This is a genomic window from Plantactinospora sp. CA-294935 (genome assembly GCF_050936445.1).
Taxonomy (GTDB): Bacteria; Actinomycetota; Actinomycetes; order Mycobacteriales; family Micromonosporaceae; genus Plantactinospora.
On sequence record NZ_JBNJMU010000001.1, the window covers coordinates 6230686 to 6256427 of the forward strand.

Annotated in this window: 20 protein-coding genes and 1 pseudogene; 10 read left to right on the top strand and 11 right to left on the bottom strand. The window is 70.1% G+C overall.

Annotation, left to right across the window (positions count from 1 at the left end; genetic code table 11):
• Nucleotides 1-56 precede the first annotated feature (56 nt).
• Genes ACQEVC_RS27520 through ACQEVC_RS27530 form a run of 3 tightly spaced genes read right to left on the bottom strand, consistent with a single transcriptional unit; the run spans nucleotide 57 to nucleotide 3747 of the window.
• On the bottom strand, nucleotides 57-992 hold the full coding sequence (locus ACQEVC_RS27520; RefSeq protein ID WP_432882968.1) for a DUF6772 family protein: 936 nt from the start codon (nucleotides 990-992) through the stop codon (nucleotides 57-59).
• A gap of 47 nt (nucleotides 993-1039) precedes the next feature.
• Nucleotides 1040-2677, bottom strand: a complete 1638-nt coding sequence (locus ACQEVC_RS27525; RefSeq protein WP_432882971.1) for a sialidase family protein — start codon at nucleotides 2675-2677, stop codon at nucleotides 1040-1042.
• The gene (locus tag ACQEVC_RS27530; RefSeq protein WP_432882974.1) at nucleotides 2674-3747 is read right to left on the bottom strand and encodes a LacI family DNA-binding transcriptional regulator; all 1074 of its coding nucleotides are present in this window, start codon (nucleotides 3745-3747) and stop codon (nucleotides 2674-2676) included. Before ACQEVC_RS27530 ends, ACQEVC_RS27525 begins: the two co-directional genes overlap by 4 nt.
• Before the next feature lie 205 nt (nucleotides 3748-3952).
• Here ACQEVC_RS27530 and ACQEVC_RS27535 point away from each other — a divergent pair, with 205 nt between their 5' ends.
• The 3 genes from ACQEVC_RS27535 to ACQEVC_RS27545 all read left to right on the top strand — a co-directional run bounded on the left by ACQEVC_RS27535 (nucleotide 3953) and on the right by ACQEVC_RS27545 (nucleotide 5881).
• Nucleotides 3953-4264: a hypothetical protein gene (locus ACQEVC_RS27535; protein ID WP_432882976.1), complete on the top strand. Its 312-nt coding sequence runs from the start codon at nucleotides 3953-3955 to the stop codon at nucleotides 4262-4264.
• Between the two features lie 174 nt (nucleotides 4265-4438).
• The gene (locus tag ACQEVC_RS27540; RefSeq protein ID WP_432891714.1) at nucleotides 4439-5320 is read left to right on the top strand and encodes a formylglycine-generating enzyme family protein; all 882 of its coding nucleotides are present in this window, start codon (nucleotides 4439-4441) and stop codon (nucleotides 5318-5320) included.
• A 189-nt stretch (nucleotides 5321-5509) separates the two neighbouring features.
• The gene (locus tag ACQEVC_RS27545; RefSeq protein WP_432882979.1) at nucleotides 5510-5881 is read left to right on the top strand and encodes a hypothetical protein; all 372 of its coding nucleotides are present in this window, start codon (nucleotides 5510-5512) and stop codon (nucleotides 5879-5881) included.
• A gap of 87 nt (nucleotides 5882-5968) precedes the next feature.
• On the opposite strand, the gene ACQEVC_RS27550 is transcribed toward ACQEVC_RS27545, so the two are convergent.
• Nucleotides 5969-8182, bottom strand: a complete 2214-nt coding sequence (locus ACQEVC_RS27550; RefSeq protein ID WP_432882982.1) for an MMPL family transporter — start codon at nucleotides 8180-8182, stop codon at nucleotides 5969-5971.
• Between the two features lie 106 nt (nucleotides 8183-8288).
• Here ACQEVC_RS27550 and ACQEVC_RS27555 point away from each other — a divergent pair, with 106 nt between their 5' ends.
• Complete coding sequence (locus tag ACQEVC_RS27555; RefSeq protein WP_432882985.1) at nucleotides 8289-8909, top strand: TetR/AcrR family transcriptional regulator; 621 nt, start codon at nucleotides 8289-8291, stop codon at nucleotides 8907-8909.
• 157 nt (nucleotides 8910-9066) lie between these two features.
• Here ACQEVC_RS27555 and ACQEVC_RS27560 read toward each other — a convergent pair whose 3' ends face one another.
• Nucleotides 9067-10086, bottom strand: coding sequence for a DUF3500 domain-containing protein (locus ACQEVC_RS27560; RefSeq protein WP_432882988.1), 1020 nt, complete (start codon nucleotides 10084-10086; stop codon nucleotides 9067-9069).
• Between the two features lie 210 nt (nucleotides 10087-10296).
• On the opposite strand from ACQEVC_RS27560, the gene ACQEVC_RS27565 reads away from it, so the two are divergent.
• Nucleotides 10297-11760 carry a fibronectin type III domain-containing protein gene (locus ACQEVC_RS27565; protein WP_432882990.1) on the top strand — a complete coding sequence of 488 codons (1464 nt, stop codon included), beginning with the start codon at nucleotides 10297-10299 and terminating at the stop codon, nucleotides 11758-11760.
• A gap of 369 nt (nucleotides 11761-12129) precedes the next feature.
• Here ACQEVC_RS27565 and ACQEVC_RS27570 read toward each other — a convergent pair whose 3' ends face one another.
• On the bottom strand, nucleotides 12130-12726 hold the full coding sequence (locus ACQEVC_RS27570) for a hypothetical protein (protein WP_432882993.1): 597 nt from the start codon (nucleotides 12724-12726) through the stop codon (nucleotides 12130-12132).
• A gap of 137 nt (nucleotides 12727-12863) precedes the next feature.
• Between ACQEVC_RS27570 and ACQEVC_RS27575 the strand changes: the two genes are divergently transcribed.
• The 4 genes from ACQEVC_RS27575 to ACQEVC_RS27590 all read left to right on the top strand — a co-directional run bounded on the left by ACQEVC_RS27575 (nucleotide 12864) and on the right by ACQEVC_RS27590 (nucleotide 18855).
• Entirely contained in the window at nucleotides 12864-15674 is a 2811-nt protein-coding gene (locus tag ACQEVC_RS27575; RefSeq protein ID WP_432882996.1) for a BTAD domain-containing putative transcriptional regulator, read from the top strand.
• A gap of 101 nt (nucleotides 15675-15775) precedes the next feature.
• Nucleotides 15776-16015 carry a hypothetical protein gene (locus ACQEVC_RS27580; RefSeq protein WP_432882999.1) on the top strand — a complete coding sequence of 80 codons (240 nt, stop codon included), beginning with the start codon at nucleotides 15776-15778 and terminating at the stop codon, nucleotides 16013-16015.
• A 1-nt stretch (nucleotide 16016) separates the two neighbouring features.
• Nucleotides 16017-17882, top strand: a complete 1866-nt coding sequence (locus ACQEVC_RS27585; protein ID WP_432883001.1) for a RiPP maturation radical SAM C-methyltransferase — start codon at nucleotides 16017-16019, stop codon at nucleotides 17880-17882.
• Nucleotides 17883-18009: 127 nt separating this feature from the next.
• Nucleotides 18010-18855 (top strand): SAM-dependent methyltransferase, encoded by an 846-nt coding sequence (locus tag ACQEVC_RS27590; protein WP_432891717.1) that lies wholly within the window; start codon nucleotides 18010-18012, stop codon nucleotides 18853-18855.
• A gap of 125 nt (nucleotides 18856-18980) precedes the next feature.
• On the opposite strand, the gene ACQEVC_RS27595 is transcribed toward ACQEVC_RS27590, so the two are convergent.
• The 4 genes from ACQEVC_RS27595 to ACQEVC_RS27610 all read right to left on the bottom strand — a co-directional run bounded on the left by ACQEVC_RS27595 (nucleotide 18981) and on the right by ACQEVC_RS27610 (nucleotide 24171).
• Nucleotides 18981-20378 carry a family 43 glycosylhydrolase gene (locus ACQEVC_RS27595; RefSeq protein ID WP_432883003.1) on the bottom strand — a complete coding sequence of 466 codons (1398 nt, stop codon included), beginning with the start codon at nucleotides 20376-20378 and terminating at the stop codon, nucleotides 18981-18983.
• 273 nt (nucleotides 20379-20651) lie between these two features.
• The gene (locus ACQEVC_RS27600; protein WP_432883005.1) at nucleotides 20652-22040 is read right to left on the bottom strand and encodes a glycoside hydrolase family 43 protein; all 1389 of its coding nucleotides are present in this window, start codon (nucleotides 22038-22040) and stop codon (nucleotides 20652-20654) included.
• Between the two features lie 221 nt (nucleotides 22041-22261).
• Nucleotides 22262-23161, bottom strand: coding sequence for a carbohydrate ABC transporter permease (locus tag ACQEVC_RS27605; protein ID WP_432883008.1), 900 nt, complete (start codon nucleotides 23159-23161; stop codon nucleotides 22262-22264).
• A complete protein-coding gene (locus ACQEVC_RS27610; protein WP_432883010.1) occupies nucleotides 23158-24171 on the bottom strand; it encodes an ABC transporter permease in 1014 nt (337 codons plus the stop codon). Before ACQEVC_RS27610 ends, ACQEVC_RS27605 begins: the two co-directional genes overlap by 4 nt.
• Nucleotides 24172-24263: 92 nt before the next feature.
• On the opposite strand from ACQEVC_RS27610, the pseudogene ACQEVC_RS27615 reads away from it, so the two are divergent.
• Nucleotides 24264-24527, top strand: a pseudogene (locus ACQEVC_RS27615) (NAD(P)-dependent oxidoreductase); the annotation flags it as partial.
• A 24-nt stretch (nucleotides 24528-24551) separates the two neighbouring features.
• On the opposite strand, the gene ACQEVC_RS27620 reads toward ACQEVC_RS27615, so the two are convergent.
• Nucleotides 24552-25658 carry an epoxide hydrolase family protein gene (locus ACQEVC_RS27620; protein WP_432883012.1) on the bottom strand — a complete coding sequence of 369 codons (1107 nt, stop codon included), beginning with the start codon at nucleotides 25656-25658 and terminating at the stop codon, nucleotides 24552-24554.
• Between the last annotated feature and the right edge of the window lie 84 nt (nucleotides 25659-25742).

Below are 25742 nucleotides of genomic sequence, written 5' to 3' on the forward strand. Positions count from 1 at the left end.
AGCGAATGTGAGCACGAAGAACCTTTCCCAGTGGAACGACGGTTGGCCGGCAGCGGTCAGTCCGTGGAGTACACGACGGAATCGAGGAAGAGATTCACGGATCGGTCCGTGTCGGTCTCGACGAAGAAGATCGGGTTGATCAGGTTGGTGATGTTCTTGTACGGCTCGGTCAGCGTCGGTGACAGTCCACGCAGGTCGAACGTGCGGTCCATGCTCTGCATCTCGACGTACTCGCGCCGCTGGTAGTCGACGAGCAGCCGGAAATAGAGCCAGTTGAGCTTGTCCGGGCTCTCGTTGTAGAGCAGGTCCTGCTCGCCGTCGGGCACCCACTGGAAGGCGTCCGCCGAGCCGTCGGGGTAGCGGCGGCCGTACCAGAGGTTGTCGATCCCGGGACGCTGCCAGCCGTCCTCGCGGCCGTAGCACCAGTCCTTCTTCGTCACCCCGTCGGCCACCCGCCAGTACTGCCACTTCTTGGTGAGCGTGCCGTTGACGGAGTTCACGTACCGCATTCCCGGCATCCAGCGGTACTGCGCGTCCTGCAGGTCGAAGTAGAACCCGAACGCGCGGATGTCCTCCTCGCCGAAACCGAGCCGGTCCTGCTGCGGCGTGTACGCGTACCACGCCTCGATCTGGATGTACCGCATCGTCGGGTCGAAGTTCGACAGCCGCTTCAACGCGACACCCATGCTGCCGTTGGCCGGCTTCTCCTCGTACCGGTTGGCGACCGGCCTGGTGTTCAGCTTCAGCGAGTACGTGCCCTCCATCGACCCGTGCGTGGCGGCGAACCGCATCGGCGCCGCGCTGATCATCGACGGTGCCCAACTCGCCAGGTCCACTTCCGAGGGGTAATGCCGGTAGTCGTCGTTGACAAAGTTGGGCGTCAGGTCCAGCCACCCGTTGAAGCCCTTGTCGAAGTCGTCGTAGGTGACGATGTTGCGCAACGGCTTGAACTTCTCCAGGCCGCGCTCATAGTGAATGACCTTTTGCACCATGCCTCCGTGGCGATAGCGAATGTGCCGGATGGGGGTGTGAAGTTCTGCTACGTCCTGCCGGGCGGGTCGAGCCGGATCGAATCGACCTGGAACGTGTATGTGCCGTCGGGACCTGCACCGGCCGCGGCGAACTCGACGCGCACCGGCCGTTTCGCGCGGACGGTGATCAGTCCCAGGTCGGCGTCCAGGAAGGGGTTGCCGGATGAGGTGGTGACGACGCCGCCCCTGCGGCGACCGTCCACCGTGACGGCGACGTCGCCGCCGCTCGCTTTCTGCGGTGTGCGGAAGCGGCACCGCAGACGGCGGGGACCTGTCACGGCTGGCACGATCGTCACGGCGTACCCGTCACCGTGGGCCACCGCCGGAATGTGGGCCACCGCGGAGCCGGCCGCCGCCGCGTCGAGGACCATCGGCGCCCGCGGGATCGACGTTTCGACGCGCAGTCCCTCCACCTGGTAGAGCCTGTGCGGCTCCGTCGGCCCGTGGTGGGCGCCGTCGCGGTCCTCGGTGAGCCAGGCCAGGTCGAACCGGGCGGCCACGACGTCCTGCGTCTCGACTCCGGTCTGCCCCAGCCTGCTGTAGAGGACGAGCAGTTCGCCGTCGCTCAGCCATACGAGGTCGGAATAGCCGGCCCGCGCGCCGTCGACGACCCGACCCCACGACCACGACGTGGCGCCGTCGTAGCTGATCCGCGCGTACAAGGTCTCCCGTGCGGTGCCGGCCACGGGACTGGTGTAGACGATGCGCTCGACGCCGCGCCGGTCGACCCGGGCGGCGAGGCCGGCCGCGATCCCCGCGTGCGGGGCGATGTTCGTCTCGATGACGGCCTCGGTGAAGGTCCGACCGCCGTCGCGGCTACGGGCCACGGCACGGCTGGTGTTGCTCACCCCGCCGGCCAGCCGGGAGTGCACCAGCACCTCGCCCGTGCCGAGCTGCGCGATCCGCGCCTCGTCCAGGCCGAGCCCCGCAGGGTCCGGCACGACGCCGCCACCGGCCCAGCTCCGGCCGCCGTCGTCGCTGTAGATGACGCTCGCGCCGTAGTCGCGTTCGGCGGCAGGCAGGCTCAGCGTCCGCCGATGCCAGACCTCGACCAGCAGCCGACCGCTGGCGAGCTGAATGCCGCGGCCCGGCCCGGGTAGGTGGAACGTCCATCCGCGCCCGTTCGCGGCGAACAGGTCCGTCACCTCGACCGGGTCGCTCCAGGTGCGGGCGTCGTCGGTCGAGGTGCGCCGGAAGACCCTCGAGGACTCGCCCTTTTCGTTGAGCGCGTAGAAGAGCGTGATGCGTCCGGTGCGCCGGTCGACCACGGGTGTGGGATTGGCCCAGGCGCCGCCGTCATGGTGTTCGAGGTACCGCGTCGAACCCCAGGTCCGACCGCCGTCGGTGCTGCGCCGCAGTACCAGATCCTTCGGGCCATCGTCGGAGCTGGAACCGAAGCGCGCCTCACTGAAGGCCAGCACTGTGCCCTTCGGCGTCACGTCCACGGCGTGCACCCGGAAGTCGACCCATCCGTTCTCGCCACGGGACCACAGCGTCGTCGGATCCAGGAATCCTGCATCGGTGCGCCGGAGGCTTTCGCGGGCCGCCGACGGCGTCGCGGCCAGGATGGCGGTAGCCGCACCCAACCCGGCGGCGATCGCCTGTCGTCTGGTCAACCACGCCGGTGCCGTATCGCGTTCGATCATCTCGTCACTCCCGTCGAGGGCGGTGCCGACACCGAGTCGCCCGGGACCTGGATACAGTCCAGATAGATCTGCCGGTGCTCTCCGACCTCGGTGTCGAGCAGTTCGAGCAGCAGGCGTACGGCTTCGCGACCCATCTGTTCCCGAGGGATGCTGAACCGGGTCCAGTCGCGGGCGGTCGCGTGGACCAACGGCGGGTCACCGAGAAGGAAGACCGAGCAGTCCTGCGGAATGCTCGCGCCTGCCTCGGCGGCCGCCCGCTCCACGGCGAGGATGGCGCTGTCCTCTTCGCTGTGCTCCACCAGGACCGCCGTGATGCCCGCGGCGAGCCAATCTTCGAACCGGGCGCGGGTGATGTCGGCGGGCTCCTCGTCCGGCGGATGGATCACGACGTCGTCACCTGGGATCCCGGCAGCGGCGAGCCCTGCCCGGAAACCCGCCTCGCGATCCCGTAACCATTCCTTGTCGTCGGTCGCCTTCAAGTACGCGAACCGGCGGTGTCCGAGGCGCACCAGGGACTGCACCGCTGCGCGTGTCGCGCCGACGTAGTCGGCCGCCACATAGGACAGCTGTTGGCCGGGCACCTCGCGCCGACCGATGAAGACGAACGGGAAGTCCTCGCGCAGCAGCGCCGTCAGGTCGTCGTGGTGGAGATGACGTCCGAGCAGAACGCAGCCGTCGGCCAACTTGAGCCGGTTGACCCCGCCGGCGTAGATGCGGCGATCACCGCCGGCGGTCGCTGAGCTGAACAGCAGGAGGTCGTAGCCGTACTCGGCGGTGGCCCCCTCGACGCCGAGCAGGAACGGGAAGTAGAAGTCCCGTTGATCTACGGGGAAGACCGGCTCGAAGGTGAACACGCCGAGCAACCGGTTGCGGCCACCCTTGAGGCTTCGTGCCACGGGGTTCACCGCATAGCCGAGTTCGACCGCTGCCTCCAGCACAGCCCGCCGGGTCTGCTCGGCGACGTTCGCGCTCGCCGGCCCACCGCTGATCACCAGGGACACCGTCGCCTGGGACACGCCGAGGCGACGGGCGATGTCGACTTGGGTAGCTCGCCGACGTGGCGTCGTCATGTCGATAGCCTCTTTAATACGTATGAAGAAGATCGTCGCCGACGTTACGGAGAGATTTCTGCTCCGTCAAGAGGTCATGTCCGGCGTCCTCCGGTGCCGCTCGTGGGCGCGCTCCGCGACGCCGGGTACGCCACCGGGATGTCGGGCAACTGGCATCTGAGCAGTACGGTCTGGGACCCGACCGCGCGGGTACGGCGGGAAGGGGGTGCTGCCGCCCGAGCGGCGCAGCATGCTGCCCGCCCTGCGCGGCGAGCGGCTACCGGAGGTGACCCTGTGCGGGGAACACCTCGGCAATGCCGGGGTACGCCGGGGGCGGTGGAGGCTGGTCCGCGAGCACCCCGGACCATGGGGCCTGTACGATGTCGCCGCCGACCGCTCCGAGTCGACCGATCTCGCTCAGCGTCGTCCCGGCCCTGTCGCTGAACTGGCTACCGAGTACCAGCACTGGGCACAGCGGGTCGGTGTCGTACCCCGCGACCGGACCCGTACGGCGGGTAGCGCACCAGCACCCCGCTGAGCAGGGAGCGGGCTTCCACCTGTGGCACGGTGGGAGAAACCACGGCGTGCGGTGGAGAGGGGAGGCGTGACCTTGAGTTCGTGCTGCGGACCGGGCAGAGATCCAGGGCACCCGACGATGGCGACGTTCGACTTCGACATCCCGCAACGGGACTCCGTCCGGGTGGCGAAGAGCATGATAGCGATCCCGGCCGGTTCGTTCTGGATGGGCGGCGACGACCAGGATGCAATTCCTGCGGACGGGGAAGGACCGGTGCGGGAGGTGCACGTATCGGCCTTCCGTATCGACTCGAAGGCAGTGAGCAACGCAGCCTTCGCCGCGTTCGTGAAGGCCACCGGGTATGTGACGGAGGCCGAACGATTCGGCTGGTCGTTCGTGTTCCACCAGTTGGTGGGGGAGCGGGCGCGAGGTGCGGTGATGGATGCCCGGGTTCCGGACGCGCCATGGTGGCTGGGCGTGCAGGGGGCGGACTGGCGGCACCCGGAAGGTCCGGGTTCGCACGTGGGCGGACGCAGCAACCACCCGGTGGTGCACGTTTCCTGGGCCGACGCGACCGCGTACGCCGGCTGGGCCGGCAAGCGGCTGCCGACGGAGGCGGAATGGGAGAAGGCCGCCCGTGGCGGCCTGGTCCGCAAGCGGTTCCCCTGGGGGGACGAGTTCACCCCGCGCGGGCAGCATCGGTGCAACACGTGGCAGGGCCGTTTCCCGACCAGGAACACCGGCGAGGACGGATACCTCGGGACGGCGCCGGTGGACGCCTACCGTCCGAACGGGTTCGGCCTCTACAACATGTCAGGAAACGTCTGGGAGTGGTGTGCGGACTGGTTCGACGCCGACTGGCACGCGGAGCCGTCGGACGCCACGCGGATCGATCCTCGGGGACCGTCCGCGGGAAACAGCCGGGTGATGCGTGGCGGCTCCTACCTGTGCCACGTCTCCTACTGCAACAGGTACCGTGTTGCCGCGCGTACCCACAACACCCCGGACAGCGCAAGCGGTCATCTCGGCTTTCGCTGTGCCGTGGACGAACCGGAAACGCTGCCCGCCGCGGACTGAGTACCGGGATCGGCGGCGGCCGGTGAAGCGTAGTTGGCGGCCGGCTGCCTGCTCTTGACCCGCCCCGTGTCCGGCGTGCGCCACGCCACGGTAGAGGTCCCCCGGACCACGATCCCGGGCTCCCACCGCAGGATCTGCTTGCTCGTGCGGGATAGCGTGTCCGTCGTCGTGCCAAGGATCGGAGGCGATGTGTCCGGGGACCAGGTCCAGTTCGTGCTCGTGCAGGGCGTCATGCAGGTACCCGTCCTGCTGGTGCTGGTGGTGGGTCTCATCCTGGTGGCGGCCCGTCGCGACCGGCTTTCCCGGCTGGCCAAGGGCCTCGCCGTCGCGGGCTGCGGCGTGCTGCTGATCGGAGTCCTGGCGAACGTGGCGTGGCTGGCGTTGATCCCCACGCTGCTGCGCACCGACCCGTCCGCGACGGAGTTCGGCGTCATCAATGCGGGGATAGCCCTGGTGCTGAATCTCTGCCAGGCCGTCGGGCTCGGGCTACTGATCGGCGGCGTGCTGGCCGGCGGCATCCGGCCACCGGTCGCGGCCGGTCAACCTGTCGCGATGCGGTAGGCAACCTGGCGACCGCAGTCACGACGATCTCCAGATCGGGGCTGACCGGGCGGGAACGGTAGTTCCGGCGGATCACCGGCCCGCGGGTCATCGCACCGGAAGCGTCGCGTCGGGTTCCGGAACGGGTTGGGCCGGGGGAGTCGACCCGTGCGGGTCGATCCGGCGCTGGAGCCGGCGGAGCGGCGCCGGTGCCCACCAGTTGGCCCGACCGGCCAGCCGCATGAACGCGGGCACGAGCACCGCGCGGATGACGGTGGCGTCGACCAGGATCGCGATCGCGACACCGACGCCGATCATCTGGAGGTACATGACCCGGCCGGTGGCGTAGAGGGAGAACGACGCCGCCAGGATGACGGCGGCGGCCGTGATCAGTGGTCCGCTGCGCTGGAGTCCTTCGAGGACCGCGCGGGTGTTGTCGCCGGTGACCTCGTACCGCTCCTTGATCCGGGACAGCATGAACACCTCGTAGTCCATCGACAGCCCGTACGCGACGCAGAACATCAGGATCGGGAACGCGGGATCGAGGGTGCCGATCGGAGTGAAGCCCAGCAGCGAGGAGAAGGCTCCCTCCTGGAAGACGAACACCAGCGCACCGAACATCACCGACAGACTGAGCAGGTTCAGCACGGTCGCCTTGACCGGGATGAGCAGGCTGCCGGACATCAGGAACAGCAGCACGAACGTGATCGTCAGGATCAGCACGACCACCAGCGGGACCCGTTGCATCAGGGTGGATCGGAAGTCGGTCAGCTCGGCGGGGTATCCACCGACCACCACCCGGTCGTACGGCGTCGGGGTGGCGCGGATCCGCTCGACCAGGGCGGGGACCTCGGTGCCGGCGAGGACGTCACGGGTCGGGATGGCCTCCAGCCGGGTGCCGTCCGGGCTGGTCAGCCGCTCCGGGCGCGGTGCGGCGCGCACCAGTGCTCCGTCGGCGAAGATGCCGACGGCCGAGTTGACCTGGACGACGCCGTCGATCCGCGACAGTTCGGCGGCGTACCCCGCGGCGGCGTCGGGGCGTCCGTCGGGGGCGATGACCTGGATGGCGTCGTTCGGCTCCTGGGCGAAGTTGGCGCGCAGTTGGTCGTACGCCTGCCGGGTGGACGCCGACGGTGGCAGCACCCGGTCGTCGGGCAGTCCGATCCGCAGCCCCAACGCCGGTGCGCCGAGCGTGCCGACCAGGAGCAAACCGGCGACGGCGAACGGCAGCGGCCGGCGCATGACGCGCGCCCCGAAGCGGTGCCAGCGCCGTCCGGGTGCACCGGGCGCCGATCCGCGCCGGACCGCGCGGGGGCCGAGCGCCGCCAACGCCGCGGGCAGCAGGGTCAGTGAGCCGACTACCGCCATGGCGACGACCAGAACGCCCGCGTAGGCGAACGAGCGCAGGAACGAGTACGGGAACACCAGCAGCACCGACAGCGAGGCGGCCACGGTAAGCCCGCTGAAGATGACGGTGCGGCCGGCGGTACGCACCGTCGTGGCGACCGCATGGGGCACCGGTGTACCGGCGGCGAGTTCCTCGCGGAAGCGTGCGATGACGAAGAGGCAGTAGTCGACGCCGAGACCGATCCCCATCACCAGCGTGATGTTGGCCGCGAACGACGACACCTCGGTCAGGTTCGCCAGCAGGCGTAGCCCGGCGAGCGTGCCGAGCACGGAGAACAGCCCGACGCCGAGGGTGAGCAGCGCCAGCCGGGCCCGACGGTACAGGGCGTACAGCAGCAGGAACATCAGCGGCACGACGAGCAGTTCGGCCCGGACGAAGTCCGCCGCCGCCTCTTCGCTGATCTGCGCGGACACCGCCTCCGCGCCGGCTACCCGCACCTCGATCGCCTGGTCGACGAGGGTGAACGCGGGCAGCAGGCGTTCCCTGATCTCCTGCCGTGCGGTGGTGGCGTCACCCTCCACGTGGGCCAGGATCAGCGCCTGACGGCCGTCCGTGCCACGCAGCGTCGGGTCGTTCCCCTCCGACCAGTACGACCACACGTCCCGGACCAGCGGCCGGCCGGTAAGGTCCGCGGCGATGCGCTGCCCGGCCTCGCGGACCGGCTCACTGTCCACGGTGCCGGTGCGGGCGGTGACCAGCAGGATCAGGTTGGCGTTGCCGGTGTGGAACTGCTGCCGCAGCATGCGCTGGGCGTGCACCGACTCGGTACCCGGGGCCTCCCACCGGCTGAGCACCATGGCGCCCATCGCGCCCGCCCCGACGGCGGCGAAGACCAGGGTCGTGATCAGGCCCACGACCAGCGTGAGGCGGCGGCGCCGAGCGACGAGCGTGCCGAGGCGGTGCAGCACAGGCATGACGGTCCCCTGCTAGGCTCAAATACGAGCGGTCGCCCGTGTTCGCCACCATACGAGCGGTCACTCGTATTCGTCAAGGTGGCTTCGTGGTCGGAAGGGGACGCCGGTGACCCAGCCGCGAGCGGTCAAACGGCAGGCGCGGGGTCGGCAGCGGATCGCCGACATCCTCGACGCCGCGCTGGCCCTGTTCGCCGAGAACGGCTACGAGCGGACCAGCACCAACGCGATCGCCGCCCGCGCCGGCATGTCGCCCGGCTCGCTGTACCAGTTCTTTCCCAACAAGGAGGCCATCGCCGAGGCGCTCTCCACCCACCTGGTGGAGCAGATGCGGGCCGCCCACTCCTCGGCGTTCGACCTCTCCCGGGTCACCGACCTCACCCTGCACGAGCTGATCGACCGGATGGTCGACCCGCTGGTCACGTTCAACGTGAGCCATCCGGGGGCCAAGGCGCTGCTGGCGAACACCGACATGCCGGCCGGCACGCACGGGGCCGCCCGCCCGCTGCACGAGGCGGTGGTCGACCGGGTCGCCGCCGTCATCCAGGCCCGGATCCCCACCCTGCCGGCCGCCGAACGCGACCTCGCCGCCATGGTCTCGGTCCGCATCGTCGCGGCCATGATGCCGCCTATCGTCGCCGTCGAAGGCGCCGCGCGCCGCGCGCTGACCGCCGAACTGAAGAAGGCACTGTACGGCTACATCGCCCCGCTGGATTCGGCCGGTAGCTGACGCCCGGCCCGCCCGCCCCGGTCGCCGCCGTGAGACACCGGCCCGCGCCCCGGCCGGTACGGGCCGCCGGCGCCGGCCTGCCCGGCACACCGGAACGTGCGGCTGCCTCCCGTCCTATTGCGGCCGCCTTCCGCCCTAATTGCGGCCGCCTCCCGTCCTATTGCGGTCGTCGCGGCCGCGTCGGTCGGTGCTGAGGAAGGCCGTAGCCCTGCGGCTCCTGGTCATGTGCGTTGTGGAGCCGTGCGTAGTGATCGCGAAGCAGGTCGCCGCCCCAGTCGTCGCGCAGATGCCGCCATACGGAGTGGGCGTGGTTGGCGTCGTCCTGGGTGTTGTCGTACTCGATGAGGAACTCGGGTGCCTGTATGCAGTAGTAGTGGCCCTCACCGGGTGTGGTCGGGCCCGCCCACGCGAACCGGATTCGGTGCAGGCCCGCCACCTCGGCGTCGCGCCAGCAGGCTTGCGCGTACGGTGCCGGTACCCGGTGGAGGTAGCGACGGACCAACCGGTCGAGGATTTCCTGTTGCGTCGGACGCAGCAGGTCGCGGCCGATACCTTCGGGCAGCAGTGTCGGGTCGGCCACCGGGTCGGCCCGGGTGAGGATGTCGTCCGGAGCGACGTCGGCACTGACGCCGAGCGCACGTTGGTCGGGGTCGAGTCCGGTCGCGAGCTGGCGGGCCAGGTCTTCCTCGGGGCCGAGGATCCGGCGGCCGGCGTGCGGCCCGGAGGGTACGACGGCCGGTTCGGACCCGACGAAGTGAGGGGTGAACGTGGTGCCGCCGGGCGTTACGACGACGTGCACGGCCAGGTGGTGACCGTTGATCCGCCAGCCCCATGGCTCGGCGCCGTCCGGGTCGCCGAGCACCCGTAGCCAGTAGCGGTCACCCCCGGGCGGTGAGCCGGTCGCCAGCTCCCGCCTGACCCGCTCGATCTCGATGGCGCCGACGGCGAGATCGCCGCCGTCGGGAGAGTGGGCCGACCGGAGCAGATCGATCGCGAGTGCGTGCTGGGCGTCGGTGAGGTGTTCCATCGACAGGCCGGGCCGGTCCCCGGGCAGATAGCTCCACTGCCGCAGGTGGGAGTCGGTGAGGTCGCCGCGGACCAGACGGCCCTGCTGTTCATCCAGGCTCGTGACGAGGGCGCGCGCGCATCGGCGGGCGTCGTCGGCGGCGGTCGTCATGGAATACCCCCAAAGAGACTGGTCGCGCGACGCCCCGTGCGTGCCCGGCACATCGCAGGGGCGTCTCGGGCCGATCAGACTACCGTCGCAGGTGCGCCCGGAAGAGTGGCGGCAGGTCTGATGCTATGGCAGTGGCTGAGAAGGTCACCCTGGCCCTTGACAACCCAGGCATCCGCATCCTTCGATGTCATTTTGGATGTGGGAGGCTCCGTGCGACATGCGGCAGTGGTGACTGCGGCGCTCCTGACCTTCGGTAGCGCGGCCGCCACGGCGGTTCCCGCTGGCGGCACACCCGCCACGAAGGCGGTCGGCCCGCTGGCGGCACCGATCGACTTGGCGGTCAGCGCGGGCGGTGAGTCGGGGATGCTCTCGTGGCGGCAGCCGTCGGCCGGACGGGCCCGCGCCTTCCGCGTCTACGAAAGCGGAGTCGAGATCGCCCGCAACACGACGACCCACGCGCCGCTCACCAACCTCGGCTTCGCGCGCACCCGCACCTACACCGTCACCGCCGTCGACGACCAGGGTCGCGAGTCGGCCCACTCCGCCCCGATCAGTCGCCGCCTCGGCATCTCCGGCATGCCACCGACGTGCGTGCCGGCCACCCTCGGCGACCTGGCCGCCACCGCTGTCAGCGCCTCGGCCGTCACGCTGACCTGGACCGTCGACGGCGACCCCGGCACGACCGTGGTCACCGGCGCCCCTGCCGGCCCGCTCACGACCACCCAATCCGGAATCCGCGTCGGCGGCCTCAGCCCTGGCACCCCGTACACCTTCGAGGTCAGCCACCACCCCCACTGCTCCGGCCCGGCCGGGCCGGCCATGCGGGTGGCCGTGGTGACCGTGGCCGGCCCGTCCGGCACACCGGCTCCACCCGCCGACCCGGCCGTCACCGCGAGCACCGACACCACGCTCACCCTGGGCTGGCAGCCGCCGTCCACCGTCGCCACCCGCTACGCCGTCTACGAGTCCGGACGCCGTGTGGCGACCTCCACCGGCACGTCCGCGACGGTTTTCGGTCTCTACCACGCCGCCTGGTACGCCTTCCAGGTCACGGCATTCGACGCCCGCGGCAACGAGTCACCCGCCGTCGTGGTCGCCGGAAACACCGCCGCGTGCCAGACCCGTCCGCCGCGCCCGGCCGCCCTCAGGGCCACCGTTCTGTCCGCGTCGTCGGTCCGGCTCTCCTGGGAGTACGACGCCTGGGCCGACGGCTACACGGTCTACACCGGCGACGTGGCGGTCGGCACAAGCGCCGGCACGACGACCGTTGTCAGCGGACTACCCTCCGCCACGACACAGCGACTGCGGGTTGTCGCCACACTGCCTGGCACGTGCGGCCAGAGCCCGGCCAGCCCGGCCGTGGCCGTCACCACCCCGGCCGGCCCCGCCAACCGACCCGCCCGGCCCACCGACTTCCGGGTGGCGTCGGCCGACCCGATGACCGGCGCGATGACACTTAGCTGGACCCAACCGGCAGGGGACGAACCCGCCGTCGGGTACCGGGTGTACCGCGGTGCCGAGATCCTCGCGGAGACAACGGCCGCACCGGTCACGCTCTCCCTCCCGCAGGCGACGACCCAGGTGCTCGCGGTCGTCGCCGTCGACGGGCAGGGGATGGAGTCCGCCCGCAGCGCCGACCTGACGGTCCGGGTGCCGTACCTGCCCCCGCCGTAGCCCGGCCCGGCCGGGTTGGCGTTGCGGCCGTGGCTGTGCCGGGGTACCCCCGGTATGGGTACGGACCGCGCGGGTCCGCCGGGTCACCCCGACGGACCCGCGCGGCCGAGCCCTCCGTGCAGACGTCGACGGAGATGCTGCCGATCGCGGCCCGAGCCGTACGTCGACGCCCGACTCCCGGCCGCTGTGCCCCTTCAGGCCGGCGAGCCCTTGGACGTACGCGTTGGCGAGGCGTTCAGGTCCACCGGATGGAGCGGTCAGCAGTGCGGTGGTACGGACGCCGGGCCGCATGGTTTTCCCTTCCTGTGAACGCTCTTCCTCGGCTGGCGGTGCGGGGACGGCACGGGTGAGTGCCGTCCCCGCGATCCGTCAGGACCAGGTGATGGAACTGGCCTCGTCGTCCATCCAGCCCATGTCGGCCTGCCCGGCGTCGTACGCGGTCGAGACGCCGGTGAAGTTGATGTGCTCGTAGTGCTTGGCGTAGCAGTTGGCGAACGCCTGGTAGGAGCCGATCTCGTCGTTCCAGTCGGACGACAATCCCGACATCAACCAGTCCGTGTCGGCGAGCGTGCTCGTGCAGCCGCTGGTCGCGGTGACGATCAGCCGGCTGCCTTCGAAGTCGCTGTCCTCGTACTCGATGCCGATGACGATGTCAGCGGCGGCCGCGCGAGACGCGGACTGCTTACCACCGCGGGCGTTGCTGGCCTCCAGGCGTGCCCGGAAGGCGCTGTCGCGTACGGCCGCGTTTCCATCCGCCGGGGCGTTGGTGATCCGGCTGCCGGTCGCCCGGGCGACCGCCTCGGTGAAGCTGGCGAAGCACACCGGCTTCGGTGCCGCGGCACTGACGTCCAGGACGCACGCAGTGACCGGCTCGGTCTGTTCGGCGGCCTGCGCCGGTGCGGCGGCGGCCGGCAGGGCCAGCGCCGCAGCGACGATCGGTGTGAGCGTGAGCGCACGCAGACGCATGAGTGTTTCCTCCTTGATTCGGGGCCACCGGGCGGGTGTGCCCGGTGAAATCACCTTCGCGTCCGGTTCTGGTCAGCAACCTTGCGGCGACCTTGCGGTCCAGCACAGGATCGATTGACGACGATGGAGGGTGGGTCGTGGAGTTCCTGCTGCTCGGGGAGGTCCAGGTGCGGGCCGACGGGGCCGGCGTGGATGCCGGCACGCCTCGGCAGCGGTCGGTCCTGGCGGCACTCGCGGTCGATGCTCCCCGGCCCGTCACCGTCGAGACGCTGGTCGACCGGGTCTGGGACGAGGAACCGCCGGCCGAGGCCCGCAACGTGGTGTACTCGCACGTCAGCCGGCTGCGGCGCATGCTGCGCCGGGCCGGCGGGAGCGCGGCGCCGCAGATCGTGCGCCGGCCGTCCGGGTACGCGTTCGAGGTGGAACCGGACCGGATCGACCTGCACCGCTTCGGACGGCTGACCGGCCGAGGGACCGATCCGCTCTGCCCCGATCGGGAACGGATCGACACGCTCGGCGCGGCGCTGCAGCTATGGCGTGGCGTGCCGCTGGCCGGGCTGACCGGTGCCTGGGCGGAGCGGGTCCGCGACACCTGGCTACGGCGCCGGCTGGACGCCGCGGTCGCGTGGGCGCTTGCCCAGGTCCGCCTCGGCCAGCCCGAATCCGCTGTCAGGGTGCTGACCGAGCTGGCCGTGGAGTACCCATTGGCGGAAGCGCTGGAGGAGGCGCTCATGCGGGCGCTGCACGCCGCCGGACGCGACGCCGAGGCCATCGCCCGGTACGCCACCCTGCGCGAGCGGCTCACCGACCAGCTCGGGGTGGAGCCCGGTGCCGGGTTGCGGGCCCTGCATCAGGCGCTGCTGCGCGGCACCTTGCCGCCGGCCGTGCGTACGCCCGGCGTGGCGCGGCCGCCGGTGACGCCGTCGCAACTGCCGCCGGACGTGCTGGTGTTCGCCGGGCGGGAACGGGAGCTGGCCCAGCTTGAGGAGTCCATCCGCACCACCGGGAGGCACGGCACGGCGCTCATGATCGTGACCGGCACCGCGGGGGTCGGCAAGACGGCCCTGGCCGTACGGTGGGCGCACCGCGTGCGGGACCGGTTCCCGGACGGGCACCTGTACGTCAACCTGCGAGGCTTCGACCCGACCGGCACGCCACTGGAGCCGGCGGAGGCCCTACGCGGCTTCCTCGACGCCCTCGGTGTGCCGCCGGAGGGTGTACCGGCCGGGTTGCAGGCGCGGGCCGGCCTGTACCGGAGCCTGCTGGCCGACCGCCACACGCTGGTGTTGCTGGACAACGCCCGCGACGCCGACCAGGTCCGGCCGTTGCTGCCCGCGGCCTCCGGTGGTGCGGCCATCGTGACCAGCCGTGACCAGCTCACCGCGCTGGTGGCGGAGGGCGCCCGGCCGGTGACCCTCGGACTGCTCGACCGCGTCGAGGCGGGTGACCTGCTGGCCCGCCGGCTCGGCGCGCAGCGGGTGGCCGCCGAGCCCGGCGCGGTCGACGAGATCATTTCCTGCTGCGCCCGGCTGCCGCTGGCGCTGAGCATCGTGGCCGCCCGGGCGGTGCTGCATCCCCACTTCCCGCTCCGCACACTCGCCGCCGAGCTCGTCGGTGGCCACGGTGGGCCACCGCAGGCCCGACTGCTGCCCTTCGCCGACGCCGGGCCGCAGGCCGACCCGCGCACCGTGTTCTCCTGGTCGTACCTGCGGTTGACCCCGGCCGCGGCGGCACTGTTCCGGATGCTCGGCGTGCATCCCGGTCCCGATCTGACCGTGCCGGCCGCGGCCAGCCTGGCGGGCCGGCCGCTGGCCGAGGCCCGCACGTCGCTGGCCGAACTGGCCCGCGCACACCTCGTCGAGGAGCACCTGCCGGGCCGTTACGGGTGCCATGATCTGTTGCGCGCGTACGCGGCGGAGCTCGCAGAGACCGTCGACACCCCCACGGATCGCCGGGCGGCGGCGGGCCGGATGCTGGCCCACTACGGGCACACCGCCGACGCCGCCGATGCCCTCATCGATCCGCATCGTGACGATCCGGCCGAGGTACCTTCGATCCCGGCAGGTGTGCGGCCTGAGCCGGTGACCGGCAACGCACAGGCACTGGCCTGGTTCACCGCGGAACGGTCGGTGCTGCTCGCCGTCCTGCGCCGGGCGACCGGCTTCGACGTGGAAGCCTGGCACCTGGCGTCGGCGATGCGCCGTTTCCTGGCGTACCAGTGCCACTGGCGGGATGAGATCGAGGCACTCACGGCAGCGCTGGACGCCGCACGACGGATGGGCGACCCGTCGCGGGAGGGTTTCGCCCACTGCTACCTGGCGTGCACGCAGGTCCACTTCGGTCGCACCGACCTGGTGCGGCGCCACCTCGACTCGGCGCTGGACTGTTACCGAAGGGCCGGAGACCCCGCCGGCCAGGCGCGCACCCATCACGTCCTCGCCTGGACGCTCGACGCCGCACATCGGTACTCGGAGGCGCTGGCGCACGCCGAGGCCGAACTCGAGCTGTACCGGACGATCGGCCACCGCGCCGGCCAGGCCCGCGCGCTCAACGCGGTCGGCTGGTTCCACACCCGTCTCGGCAACCACCAGGCGGCCGTCGCCCATTGTGAGGAGGCGCTGCGGCTGCAACGGCGACTCGGTGACCGGCTGAGCCAGGCGGGCACGCTGGACAGCCTCGGCTACGCCCGGCACCAGCTCGGTCAGCACGACCTGGCCTTCGCCCACTACCACGCCGCTGCCGACCTCTACCGCAGTCTCGGCCACCGCTACTACGAGGCGAACGTGCTCACCGCGCTCGGCGACGCCTGTCAGGCCACCGGGGACACGGCCGCCGCGCGCCGCGCATGGCAGGCGGCGCTGGACAACCTGGTCCTGCTGCGGCATGTCGACGCCAACGGGCTCCGGACCCGTCTGACCGCGCTGTCGACGGTGGACAAGAGGTCTTGACGCACCATATCGAGCCAGGCATTCTGCGCAGAACTGAACCTATTTCAACCTGAACCGCAAGGGGAGGTTGAGAAGGATTCACCGACATCCCCGGGAGAACGATGACTTCGCTGAGCTTCACCCAGGAAGATCTCGACGGCCTCGCCGCAGCGCTGGACACCCTACAACTCAACCAGAACCAGCACACGCTGCTGGCCGCCATAGTCGCCAATGCCGCCAAGTCCGTACCGCTGCACACGCCACCGTCGTTCGGCTCCTTCGCCGAGCAGTTCGACGCCGCCTACAGCCCCGGCCTGGCCCAATTCCTGGTGAATCCCGCCGGCCACATCATCCGCGGCTGACGTGCCGACCGGCCCTGCCCGGGCGGCGTATCCGGTGGTGCTGGTGAGCATGCCGTTCATGGCGGCCGATCGGCCGTCCATCCAGATCGGCCTGCTCGCCGCGATCCTGCACGAGCACGGATTCCCGGCCAGCACCCGGCATGCCACTCTGGACTTCGCCGCCCGGCTGGGACCTGCCCGCTACGACGCCCTCGCCCAGCACCGGGAACGGCTGGTCGGCGAATGGCTCTTCTCGGTGGAGGCATTCGGTGACGCGGCTCCCGACCCGCAGGGCCGATTCCTCGACGAATTCACCGATGATCTCGCCCACCTCGGTGCACCGGGGGAGATTCGGGAGTGGCTGCTACATACCCGGGACAGGGATGTTCCCGCCGTCCTCGACGCGCTCGCCGCCGACGACGCCTGGGCAGATGCCCGCGTGGTCGGGTTCAGCTCCACGTTCCAGCAGAACGCCGCATCCATCGCCCTCGCCCGCCGCCTCAAGGCGCGGCACCCCCGGCTGGTCATCGTGTTCGGCGGCGCGAACCTCGACGCCGAGATGGGCGCCGCGCTGATGCGTACCGCCGACGTGATCGACTTCGGCGTGGCGGGGGAGGCGGACATCGCGCTTCCACGCCTGCTCGACGCGCTCTGCGGCGGTCAGGACGGGGCCGGCATCCCCGGTGTGATCCGGCGTACCGCAGGCCAGGTCGTCGCCACACCGTCGGCGGCGCCACCGGAGCACCTCGACGCGTCGCCGCCGCCGGACTACGACGAATACTTCGCCCGCGCCCGGCAGCTTCGGCTGCTGCCCGGCGGTGGCCACTGGAACGTCTGGCTACCGTTCGAGTCGGCCCGCGGGTGCTGGTGGGGCGCCAAGCACCATTGCACCTTCTGCGGCCTCAACGCCACCAGCATGCGATTCCGGACCAAGTCGGTACCGCGGCTGCTGGCCGAACTCGCCGGGCAGGTGCGGCGGTACGGCAGCCTTCGCTTCGAGGCCGTCGACAACATCCTCGGCACGGCGCACCTGGCCCACCTCATGCCCCAGTTGCAGGAGACCGGCGCCGACTACGAGATCTTCTACGAGGTACGGGCCCACCTCAGCCGCGCCCAGCTCCGGCTGCTCTCCCGCGCGGGTGTGCGGCACCTGCAACCCGGTATCGAATCACTCAGCACCGCGGTGCTGCGTCTGATGGACAAGGGCACCACCGCCGCACAGAACGTGAACCTGCTGCGGTGGGCCCGCTACTACGGCCTCACCGTCAGCTGGAACATCCTCTGGGGCTTCCCGGGGGAGACCGCGCAACAGTACGCGGACCAGGCGCGCCTGATCCCGCACCTGACACACCTGACCCCACCCGCGGGCGCCTCGCGGATCTGGATGGAGCGTTTCAGTCCGCTGTTCACCCAGCCGGAACGCTTTCCCACCGTGTGGCGCGCACCGGAACGAAGCTACAGATACGTCTACCCGCCGGAGACCGACCTGGACGAGTTGGCGTACTTCTTCGAATACGAGCTGGAAGACACGCTGCCCGACGAGGCGTACCAACCGTTGCGGGAAGCCGTCGCAGGCTGGGGCGCGGCATGGCAACGCCCCGAGCCGCCCGCCCTCACGTACTGGTCATCGCCCGGCTACCTGCGGATCTACGACGCACGGCATCCGGGGCGGGAAGGCACGTACGAGTTTCGGGGACTCCTCGCCGAGATCTACCTCGCCTGCGCGGAGAGGCCCAGCAGCGCCGCGGCCGTCCGCTCCCGCCTGGCCACGCCGGTGGCCGTACCAACCGTCGAGGAGGCGATCGGCGAATTCAGCGCACGCGGGCTCATGCTCCGGGACGGATCACTCGCGCTCTCGCTGGCCCTCCCCGCGGTAGGCGGCCGGTAGAGAGCCCTACCGGCACCGTTCCGGGGGCTGACGAACCCGTACCAATACGGCCTGAACGACAACCGGTGCGCCGCACGCGCCCAGCGTGGTGGCGGTAGGCTGCCGCACAAGATTCCTGCCCTGACCGCTGTCCCAGGAGCCCCTCGTGTCTGTGAACCGCAGTGTCGAAGACGCTGGTCAGCCCGCGCCGCGGATCAACACCGCCGTTGCGCACAACGCGAGGATCTGGGATTACTGGCTCGGCGGTAAGGACAACTACAAGGTCGACCGCGAGGTGGGCGAGCGGATCCGCGAAATGGTGCCGCACATCGATGCGGTGGCCCGGGCGGACCGCCGGTTCCTGTCCAGGGCCGTGCGCTACCTGGCCGGTGAGGTGGGCATCCGCCAGTTCCTCGACATCGGAACCGGGCTTCCGACAGCGGACAACACACACCAGGTCGCGCAGGCGATCGCTCCGGAGTCCCGCATCGTCTACGTCGACAACGATCCGCTGGTGCTGGTGCACGCCCGGGCGTTGCTGAACAGCAGCCCCGACGGAGTCACCGACTACATCGAGGCCGACGTACGCGATCCGGACACGATCCTGACCCAAGCGGCACAGACCTTGAACTTCGACGAGCCGATCGCGGTCATGCTGCTCGGTGTCCTCAACTTCGTCCAGGACACCGGGCAGGTCCAGGCCATCGTGGACCGGCTCCTGGACGCGGTCCCTTCCGGCAGCTACCTGGCTCTCACACACCCGACCACCGAACTCGGCGGTGAGGGAAACGTGGAGGCGATGGCGTACTACAACCAGCACGCCACCCCCAAGATCTGTGCCCGCGGCGGCGCGGAGATCACCCGCCTTGTACACCGGTTGGAACTGGTCGAGCCTGGCCTGGTGTCGTGCTCCCTGTGGCGGGCCGGCGCCGACGAGAACGGCGCACAGCCGGTGCAGGTGCCGCAGTACGGGGTGGTCGGGCGCAAGCCCTGACCGATGGACACCGGCGGTCCAGCTTGCCAGACAGCACGTTCCGGGGTGCAACAGCAGGCAGGCGGCGCCGAGGACCGCGCTCAGCCGGGCGAGGGCTCTCGACATGGGGCGATCCCGCGATGGCTCTACAGAGTGGGGACGATCGGGCGGATGGTGCCGTCGGCGTTGAACTCCATCCGATCGATGGTGGTTTCCCGGTTGGTGCCGTTGCCGGCCGGCACGGCGAACCGGTGGTAGGCGATATACCAGGTGTCGGTGCCGGGTGCGCGGACGACCGAGTGGTGACCGGTGCCCTTGATACCGGCGCCGAGCCGTTTCTCCAGCACCACGCCGCGCTTGGTCCACGGGCCGAACGGCGACGGTCCGGTGGCGTAGGCGACCCGGTAGTCCTCGCTGCGGGTGTCGTTCTCGGACCACATGAAGTAGTAGGTGCCGTTTCGGGTGAGCACGAACGGTGCCTCGTTGTAGCCGGGCGGGGTGATGGTGCGCACCTGGGCCGGGTCGTACGAGACCATGTCGGCGTTCAGCCGTACGGCGCGGGCCACGCCCTGGCCCCAGTACAGGTAGGACTGGCCGTCGTCGTCGGTGAAGACCATCGGGTCGATCGCCTGACCGCCGGGGAACTGGTCGCCGCGCACGAGCGGGTGTCCCAGCGCGTCGCGGAAGGGGCCGGTCGGTGAGTCCGCCACGGCGACGCCGAGCTGTTTGCCGGTGTTGCCGCTGGCTGCCCCTCCGCTGAAGTAGAGGTAGTAGCGGCCGTTGCGGGCCGCGACCGCCGGGGCCCAGGCGGAGTTGTCCGCCCACGACACGTCCGGCCCGTGGTCGAGGATCACCCCGTGGTCGGTCCAGTTGACCAGGTCGGTGGAGGAGAACGCCTTGTAGTAGGTGCCGCTCCAGCCGGCGTACCCGTCGGTGGTCGGGTAGAGGTAGTAGCGGCCGTCGAAGGCGGTGAGGTGCGGGTCGGCGAAGAGGCCCGGGATGACCGGACCCTTGGTCGTCCTGGCCGCCCACGGCGCGGTCATCCGGAACGAACTGTCCGCCCGGAACGTTGCGGTGTCCTGGTAGGGGTCCAGCCAGAGCACGGAGTCGCGGTGCCGGATCCGCCGCTCGGGATAGTTGTACGAGGCGAGCGAGACCGATCCGGCGACCGAGCCCTCCACGGCGCAGAAGGTGGCGTCGGCCCGGAAGGTGGGGTCGCCGGTGTTGGTGTCGATCCGCAGGCGCCAGTCCCGGTGCCGCAGGAACTGCCCGTTCCTGGCCTGCAACGAGTGGCACCGCGGCGAGGCCAACCCGTTTACCACCGTGAATGTGGCATCCAGCTTCGCCTGGGTGGTGCTCCCGGACGAGACCTCGTCGAGCCGCCCGAGGTGGTCCTGGTGCCGTACGTACCGTCCGGCGAGGTTGACCGACTCCAGTGACCGCGCGCCTGTCGGTAGCGCCGCTGCCCGCGCGGGCGAGCCTGGTACCACGGCCAGCAAGCCGGCGGCCAGCGCGGACAGTGTGAGGACGGGAAGGATACGCATCACGAGGCTCCGATCTGGGTGTGCGGCCGCTGCCGGTCCACGCGTCGAGGCGTGTCCACGCCGTGCGTCGTCAGCCGGTGGTTCGGCAGGTGGCGTCGGCGCGGCCGGTCGCGGTGCTGATCGCATCCGGCCGCAGTTGGGCCTCGGCCGGTCGTTCGGTGCGGCAATTGCCATGATCGCCTGCCCTCGGGTAGGCGGGACGCAGGCCGGGGGAGCGGGTGGTGTGGGAACGTACCGCCCGCTCCCCCGGGGTTCGGTGGGCTGCCGTGGCGGCTACGGGGTGACGCGGAAGGTCGCGTCCTGCCGGTCGGCCGCGCTCGAACTCGCGCTGATCGGGTCGATCCGGAGCAGGTAGTCGGTGTGCCGCAGGTACCGGTCCGGGAAGTTGTACGACCGGAACGACGACCATGCCCCGTCCGCCAACCCGGCGACCCGGTAGAACGTGGCGTCGCCCCGGAACGCCGCGGTGTTGTCGTTCTCGTCCAGCCGGATCGCGTAGTCGCTGTGCCGCAGGTACCGGGACGGGAAGTTGACGGACTGGAAGGAGACGCCGCTGGAGTCCGCCAGGCCCGGCACCATCCGCCACATCTGGTCCTGGTGCGGGTCGAACGGGTACGCGTCGATCCGCCCGACGTTGTTGGCGTGCCGCACGTACCGGTCCGGGAAGTTCGACGACTTCAGCCGGGTCCAGTTCGGCAGTCCCCACCGGGACACCAGCGCGTCGTACTCGGCGGAGCTGATCCCGGCGATCGAGCCGTGCTTGGCGTTCAGCGGCGGCGTGTAGTCGCGCTGGTTCATCGCCGCCCACGAGTTGCCGGCGACGTTCGCGCTCGACCAGGCGTAGAAGTCGTTGTTGACCGGGCTGAACGAGTCGGCCCACAGCCGCCAGCCGGTGCCCTCGTTGGTCTTGAGCAGCAGCGGCGCCTCGATCGCGTTGCCCTGCCGTAGCCCGCTGGTGTAGGTGGTGTAGCTGTTCGGCGCGCCGGTGGTCGAGCGGGCGCCGTAGAGCAGGCCGGTGGAGAGGTTCTTGTAGTACAGGTAGTAGGTGGAGCCGTCGACGACGATGTCGCCGTCCAGTACCGGGAAGCCGGGGCTGAAGTAGACCTGGTTGGCGCTGACTGTCCGGAAGTCCGACGTGTAGTTGACCATGAGCACGTCGGTGCCGTTGTTGGCCGAGTAGACGATGCCGTACTGGCCCCGGGTGGCGTCCCAGAAGGCGGTCGGTGCCCAGGTGTGCGTGTTCAGGCCGTGCATCCGGATCCGGCGGTAGCCGGTGAAGTTGGTCAGGTCGGTCGAGTCCCAGACGTGCAGGTACTGGTTGTTCTGGCCGAAGTCGGTGCCGTTGAGGTCCGTGGCCAGCACCACGAAGGTGCCGTCCTGCTTGCGCAGGACGAACGGGTCGCGCAGGCCCCGGGTACCGGCCGTCGGGGTGACCACCGGACTGTTCTGGTTCAGCGGCGACCAGTTCAGGCCGTCCCGACTGACTGCCAGATGCAGACCGTAGTTCGCCCCGGACATGTCGGGAGTCTCGGTGAAGTACGCGAACACGTACGCCGTGTTGGGCGCCGCCGACGCCGCCGGCGGCACGGTCAGTACGGCGCCTGCGGTGACCAGCGTGGACATGGTGGCGAGCAGCCCGAATGCTCTTCGGTTCAGGAACACGATGACGACCTCCTTCTCGTCGGTGGTGCGGTATGACGGCTGTCGCAGAAGTGCTGTTAACGCTCACATCTGCGACTGTCGGTCTCGCCCTGAAGACGAACGACGCACGGGGCGTTCGGGTTCACGACGGAGTGGCGTGTCTGTTACCGGAAGGGTCGGGACGACATCCCCGCCTGGTGCGGTTTCGATTGGGGTGCTGTTGCCTATAAGAGTGTTAGCGCTCACATTGTCGCTGTCAAGCCCTCGACGGCCCTCGATGGAATCCACGGTTGCGGTCGTGCTGTCGCCACCACGGTGGACGGTCGGAGCGGAAGCTGCCGTCCGTGCGTCGACTGTGGCGCGGCGACCGCAGCGGCTTCGCCGGTGATGTCGGCCCCGCCGGTCACGTACTGCCGCAGGACCGTGCCGATCGGCCACTTCGACTGGTCGTTGAAGTAGATGATGGCCTCGAAGAAGCGGTTCCAGTACGCGACCGCGTAGAACAGTCCGACGACCGCCAGCACCGCCTTGGACAGGGGCAGCACCACCCGCCACAGCACCGCCCAGTCGCCGGCGCCGTCGATGCGTGCCGCCTCCAGCAGCTCGGCCGGGATCGACTGGAAGAATCCCCGCATCACCACCAGGTTGAACACGTTCACCAGGAACGGCAGGACCAGCGCCGCGTACTGGTCGAACAGCCCGGTGCTGCGCACCACCAGGAACAGCGGGATCATCCCGGGCGGGAACAGGAAGGTGAAGAGCACCAGCAGCAGCAACGGACGGCCGCCGTACAGGCCGGGGCGGCTCAGCGCGTAGGCCAGGAAGACCGTGCAGGTCAGGCTCAGCGCCGTGCCGATCACGGTGACGCCCGCACTGACCAGCAGCGCCCGCGTCACGATCCCACCGTCGAGGATCTCCGCGTACGCGTCGAAGCTGACCCGCTGCGGCCAGACCACCCAGCCGCCGTTGGCGATCACGTCCTGCGGCGCGGCCAGGCTCGTGGCCAGCACCGTCCACATCGGGAAGAGGACGAGCAGCACGACGACGGCGAGGGCGGCCGCCTTGGCGATCCGGATTCCCGGCCCCGGCCTGCCCTGCCAGGCGCGGTAGCTCGCCCGTTTTCGCTGAGTCACGGTGTTCACCGGTGGTACACCCCCTGCTCGCCGAGCCGGTGCGCGACCTTGTTGGCGGTGTAGACGAGGGCGACCCCGATGACACCCTTGAACAGGCCGGCGGCGGCCGCGTAGCCGAACTCGCCGTTGGCGAAGCCGGTGAAGTAGACGAACGTGTCGAGTACCTCGCCGGCCTCCGGGCCGACCGCCTGCCGCTGCAGGAAGAACTGCTCGAAGCCGACGTCGAGGAACTCGCCGAGCCGCAGCACCAGCAGCAGCACCAGTACCGGGCGGATGCCGGGCAGCGTCACGTGCCACAGCCGCCGCCACCAGCCGGCACCGTCCAGCGCCGACGCCTCGTACTGCTGCTCGTCCACCTGCGACAGCGCGGCCAGGAAGATGATCGTCGCCCAGCCGCACTCCTTCCAGATCAACTGGACGACCACCAGCGGTCGGTAGGTGTCCGGGTTGCCCATCACGTGGACCGAGCCGAGACCCAGCTCGCCCAGCCAGCCGTTCAGCACGCCCGCGCCGCCGAGCATGTGCTGGAAGAGGGCCAGGACGATCACCCAGGAGAGGAAGTGCGGCAGGTAGACGACGCTCTGCACGAACCGCTTGACGGTGCTGCCCACCAGGCTGTGCAGCAGCAGCGCCAGGGCGAGCGGAGCGGGGAAGAAGAAGACGAGTTGCAGTGCGGCGATCACCAACGTGTTGCGGACGGCGTCCCAGAACTCGGGGTCGCCGAACATCTGCCGAAAGTTGTCCAGCCCGACCCACTGGCTGTCCGCCAGTCCGAGGAACGGCACGTAGTCGACGAAGGCGAGCGTGTTGCCGAACAGTGCCCCATAGTGGAAGACCAGGAAGTACGCCACACCCGGCGCCGTGAGCAGCAGGAGGACCAGGTCGCGCCGGATCCGCTGGCGATGACCGGGCCGGCGCCGGGCGCTGGCAGCGGTGCGGCCCTCGGAATCCCGGATCTCCGACGACCGCCTGGTCCCGATGGCACCCACCCGGCGGCCTCCCATCATCACGATCGTCATGTGACCGAAACAAGGTGGCACGAAGATAAAGCGTTTACCTAGGCGTCCCGGATCGGCCGGCTCGTCCTGGAGCGGCTCCGGCCCGGGGCTCCCTCGTGGAGACGGCCGCGCTTACCGACCACTGCGGCAGCGGCCGGATCGACGCCGTGCTCGACGTCACCGACCCGGAGCCACTGCCGGCGGACCACCCGCTCCTGCTCCTGCCGAACGTCCTGGTCACCCCCCACCTGGCCGGATCGCAGGGGCACGAACTCGGGCGCCTCGGCGAGTACGCGGTGGCCGAGGTGGCGCGCCTGGTCAACGGCCAGCCGCTGGAAGGGCGGGTACGGGGCGGCGATCTCCATCGGATCGCCTGATCCGGGGCCCGCCTGGGGTGCCTTCTAGCCGGTGGCGACCTGGTGGTGGGAGTCGATGTGGTTCAGGAAGAAGTCCCGGATGTCCCCGGCGAGCAACTCCGGTACCTCCATCGCGGCGAAGTGGCCGCCGCGCTCGAATTCCGACCAGTGCCTGATGTCGTACAGTCGCTCGGCCAGCGGTCGCACCGACAGCGTGATGTCGTACGCGAACACCGCCACGCCAACCGGTACCGGGCACGGCTCGGTTCGCCGCGGGGTGTCGCGGTGCAACCGCGCCGAGGAGGCCGCGGTGGCGGTCAGCCAGTACAGCGAGATGTTGGTGAGCATCCGTTCGTCACCGATCCGCGAGCGGGGGTCGGTCCACTGTGCGAAGCGCTCGGCGATCCAGGCGAGCTGGCCGACCGGCGAGTCGGTCAGCGCGTAGCCGATGGTCTGTGGGGTGCTGGCCTGCAGAGCCTGGTACGGCGGGCGGTTCGCCATCAGCTTCCGGACCGTGTCCAGCCGCGCCTCATCCGTCTCGGACAGTTCGACGTCGGCGTCCGGTACCGGCCGGGTCGGCAGGTAGTTGACGTGCACCCCGACGACCTGCTCGGGTGCCACCGCGCCGAGCGCCGTTGAGATGCCCGAGCCGAAGTCGCCGCCCTGCGCGCCATAGCGTTCGTATCCGAGACGGTGCATGAGCTCGGCCCAGGCGCGGGCGATCCGGGCGACATCCCAGCCGCGCTCCTGGGTCGGGCCGGAAAATCCGTAACCCGGGATGGACGGAATCACCAGGTGGAAGTCGCGGGACAGCGGCTCGATCACGTCGAGGAACTCCAGGAACGAACCGGGCCAGCCGTGGGTGAGGATCAGCGCGAGCGCGTCCGGTTTCGCGGACCGGACGTGGACGAAGTGGATGTTCTGGCCGTCGATCTCTGTGGTGAAGTGCGGAAGCTCGTTGAGCGTGGCCTCGTGCTCGCGCCAGTCGTAGCCGGTGCGCCAGTATTCGACCAGTTCCTTGAGTCGCGCCAACGGGAAGCCGTAGTCCCACCCGGCGTCGGCGACCTCGTTCGGCCAACGGGTGCGGGAGAGCCGGTCGGTCAGGTCGTCGAGGTCGGCTTGGGGGATGTCGATGCGGAACGGCTTGATCATGGTCTCAGCTCCGAAGGATTCGTTCGGCAGATAAACGTTCGGGTTGCCAACGTTTAGGTTCCTAACGGTACCACTATCATTAGT

Bases quoted from the DNA above. Each gene is read 5' to 3' on its own strand.
- ACQEVC_RS27610 (WP_432883010.1), bottom strand. From the start codon at position 24,171: ATGACGATCGTGATGATGGGAGGCCGCCGGGTGGGTGCCATCGGGACC.
- ACQEVC_RS27580 (WP_432882999.1), top strand. From the start codon at position 15,776: ATGACTTCGCTGAGCTTCACCCAGGAAGATCTCGACGGCCTCGCCGCA.
- ACQEVC_RS27530 (WP_432882974.1), bottom strand. From the start codon at position 3,747: ATGACGACGCCACGTCGGCGAGCTACCCAAGTCGACATCGCCCGTCGC.
- ACQEVC_RS27595 (WP_432883003.1), bottom strand. From the start codon at position 20,378: ATGCGTATCCTTCCCGTCCTCACACTGTCCGCGCTGGCCGCCGGCTTG.
- ACQEVC_RS27560 (WP_432882988.1), bottom strand. From the start codon at position 10,086: ATGACGACCGCCGCCGACGACGCCCGCCGATGCGCGCGCGCCCTCGTC.
- ACQEVC_RS27550 (WP_432882982.1), bottom strand. From the start codon at position 8,182: ATGCCTGTGCTGCACCGCCTCGGCACGCTCGTCGCTCGGCGCCGCCGC.
- ACQEVC_RS27620 (WP_432883012.1), bottom strand. From the start codon at position 25,658: ATGATCAAGCCGTTCCGCATCGACATCCCCCAAGCCGACCTCGACGAC.
- ACQEVC_RS27540 (WP_432891714.1), top strand. From the start codon at position 4,439: ATGATAGCGATCCCGGCCGGTTCGTTCTGGATGGGCGGCGACGACCAG.
- ACQEVC_RS27520 (WP_432882968.1), bottom strand. From the start codon at position 992: ATGGTGCAAAAGGTCATTCACTATGAGCGCGGCCTGGAGAAGTTCAAG.
- ACQEVC_RS27525 (WP_432882971.1), bottom strand. From the start codon at position 2,677: ATGATCGAACGCGATACGGCACCGGCGTGGTTGACCAGACGACAGGCG.
- ACQEVC_RS27570 (WP_432882993.1), bottom strand. From the start codon at position 12,726: ATGCGTCTGCGTGCGCTCACGCTCACACCGATCGTCGCTGCGGCGCTG.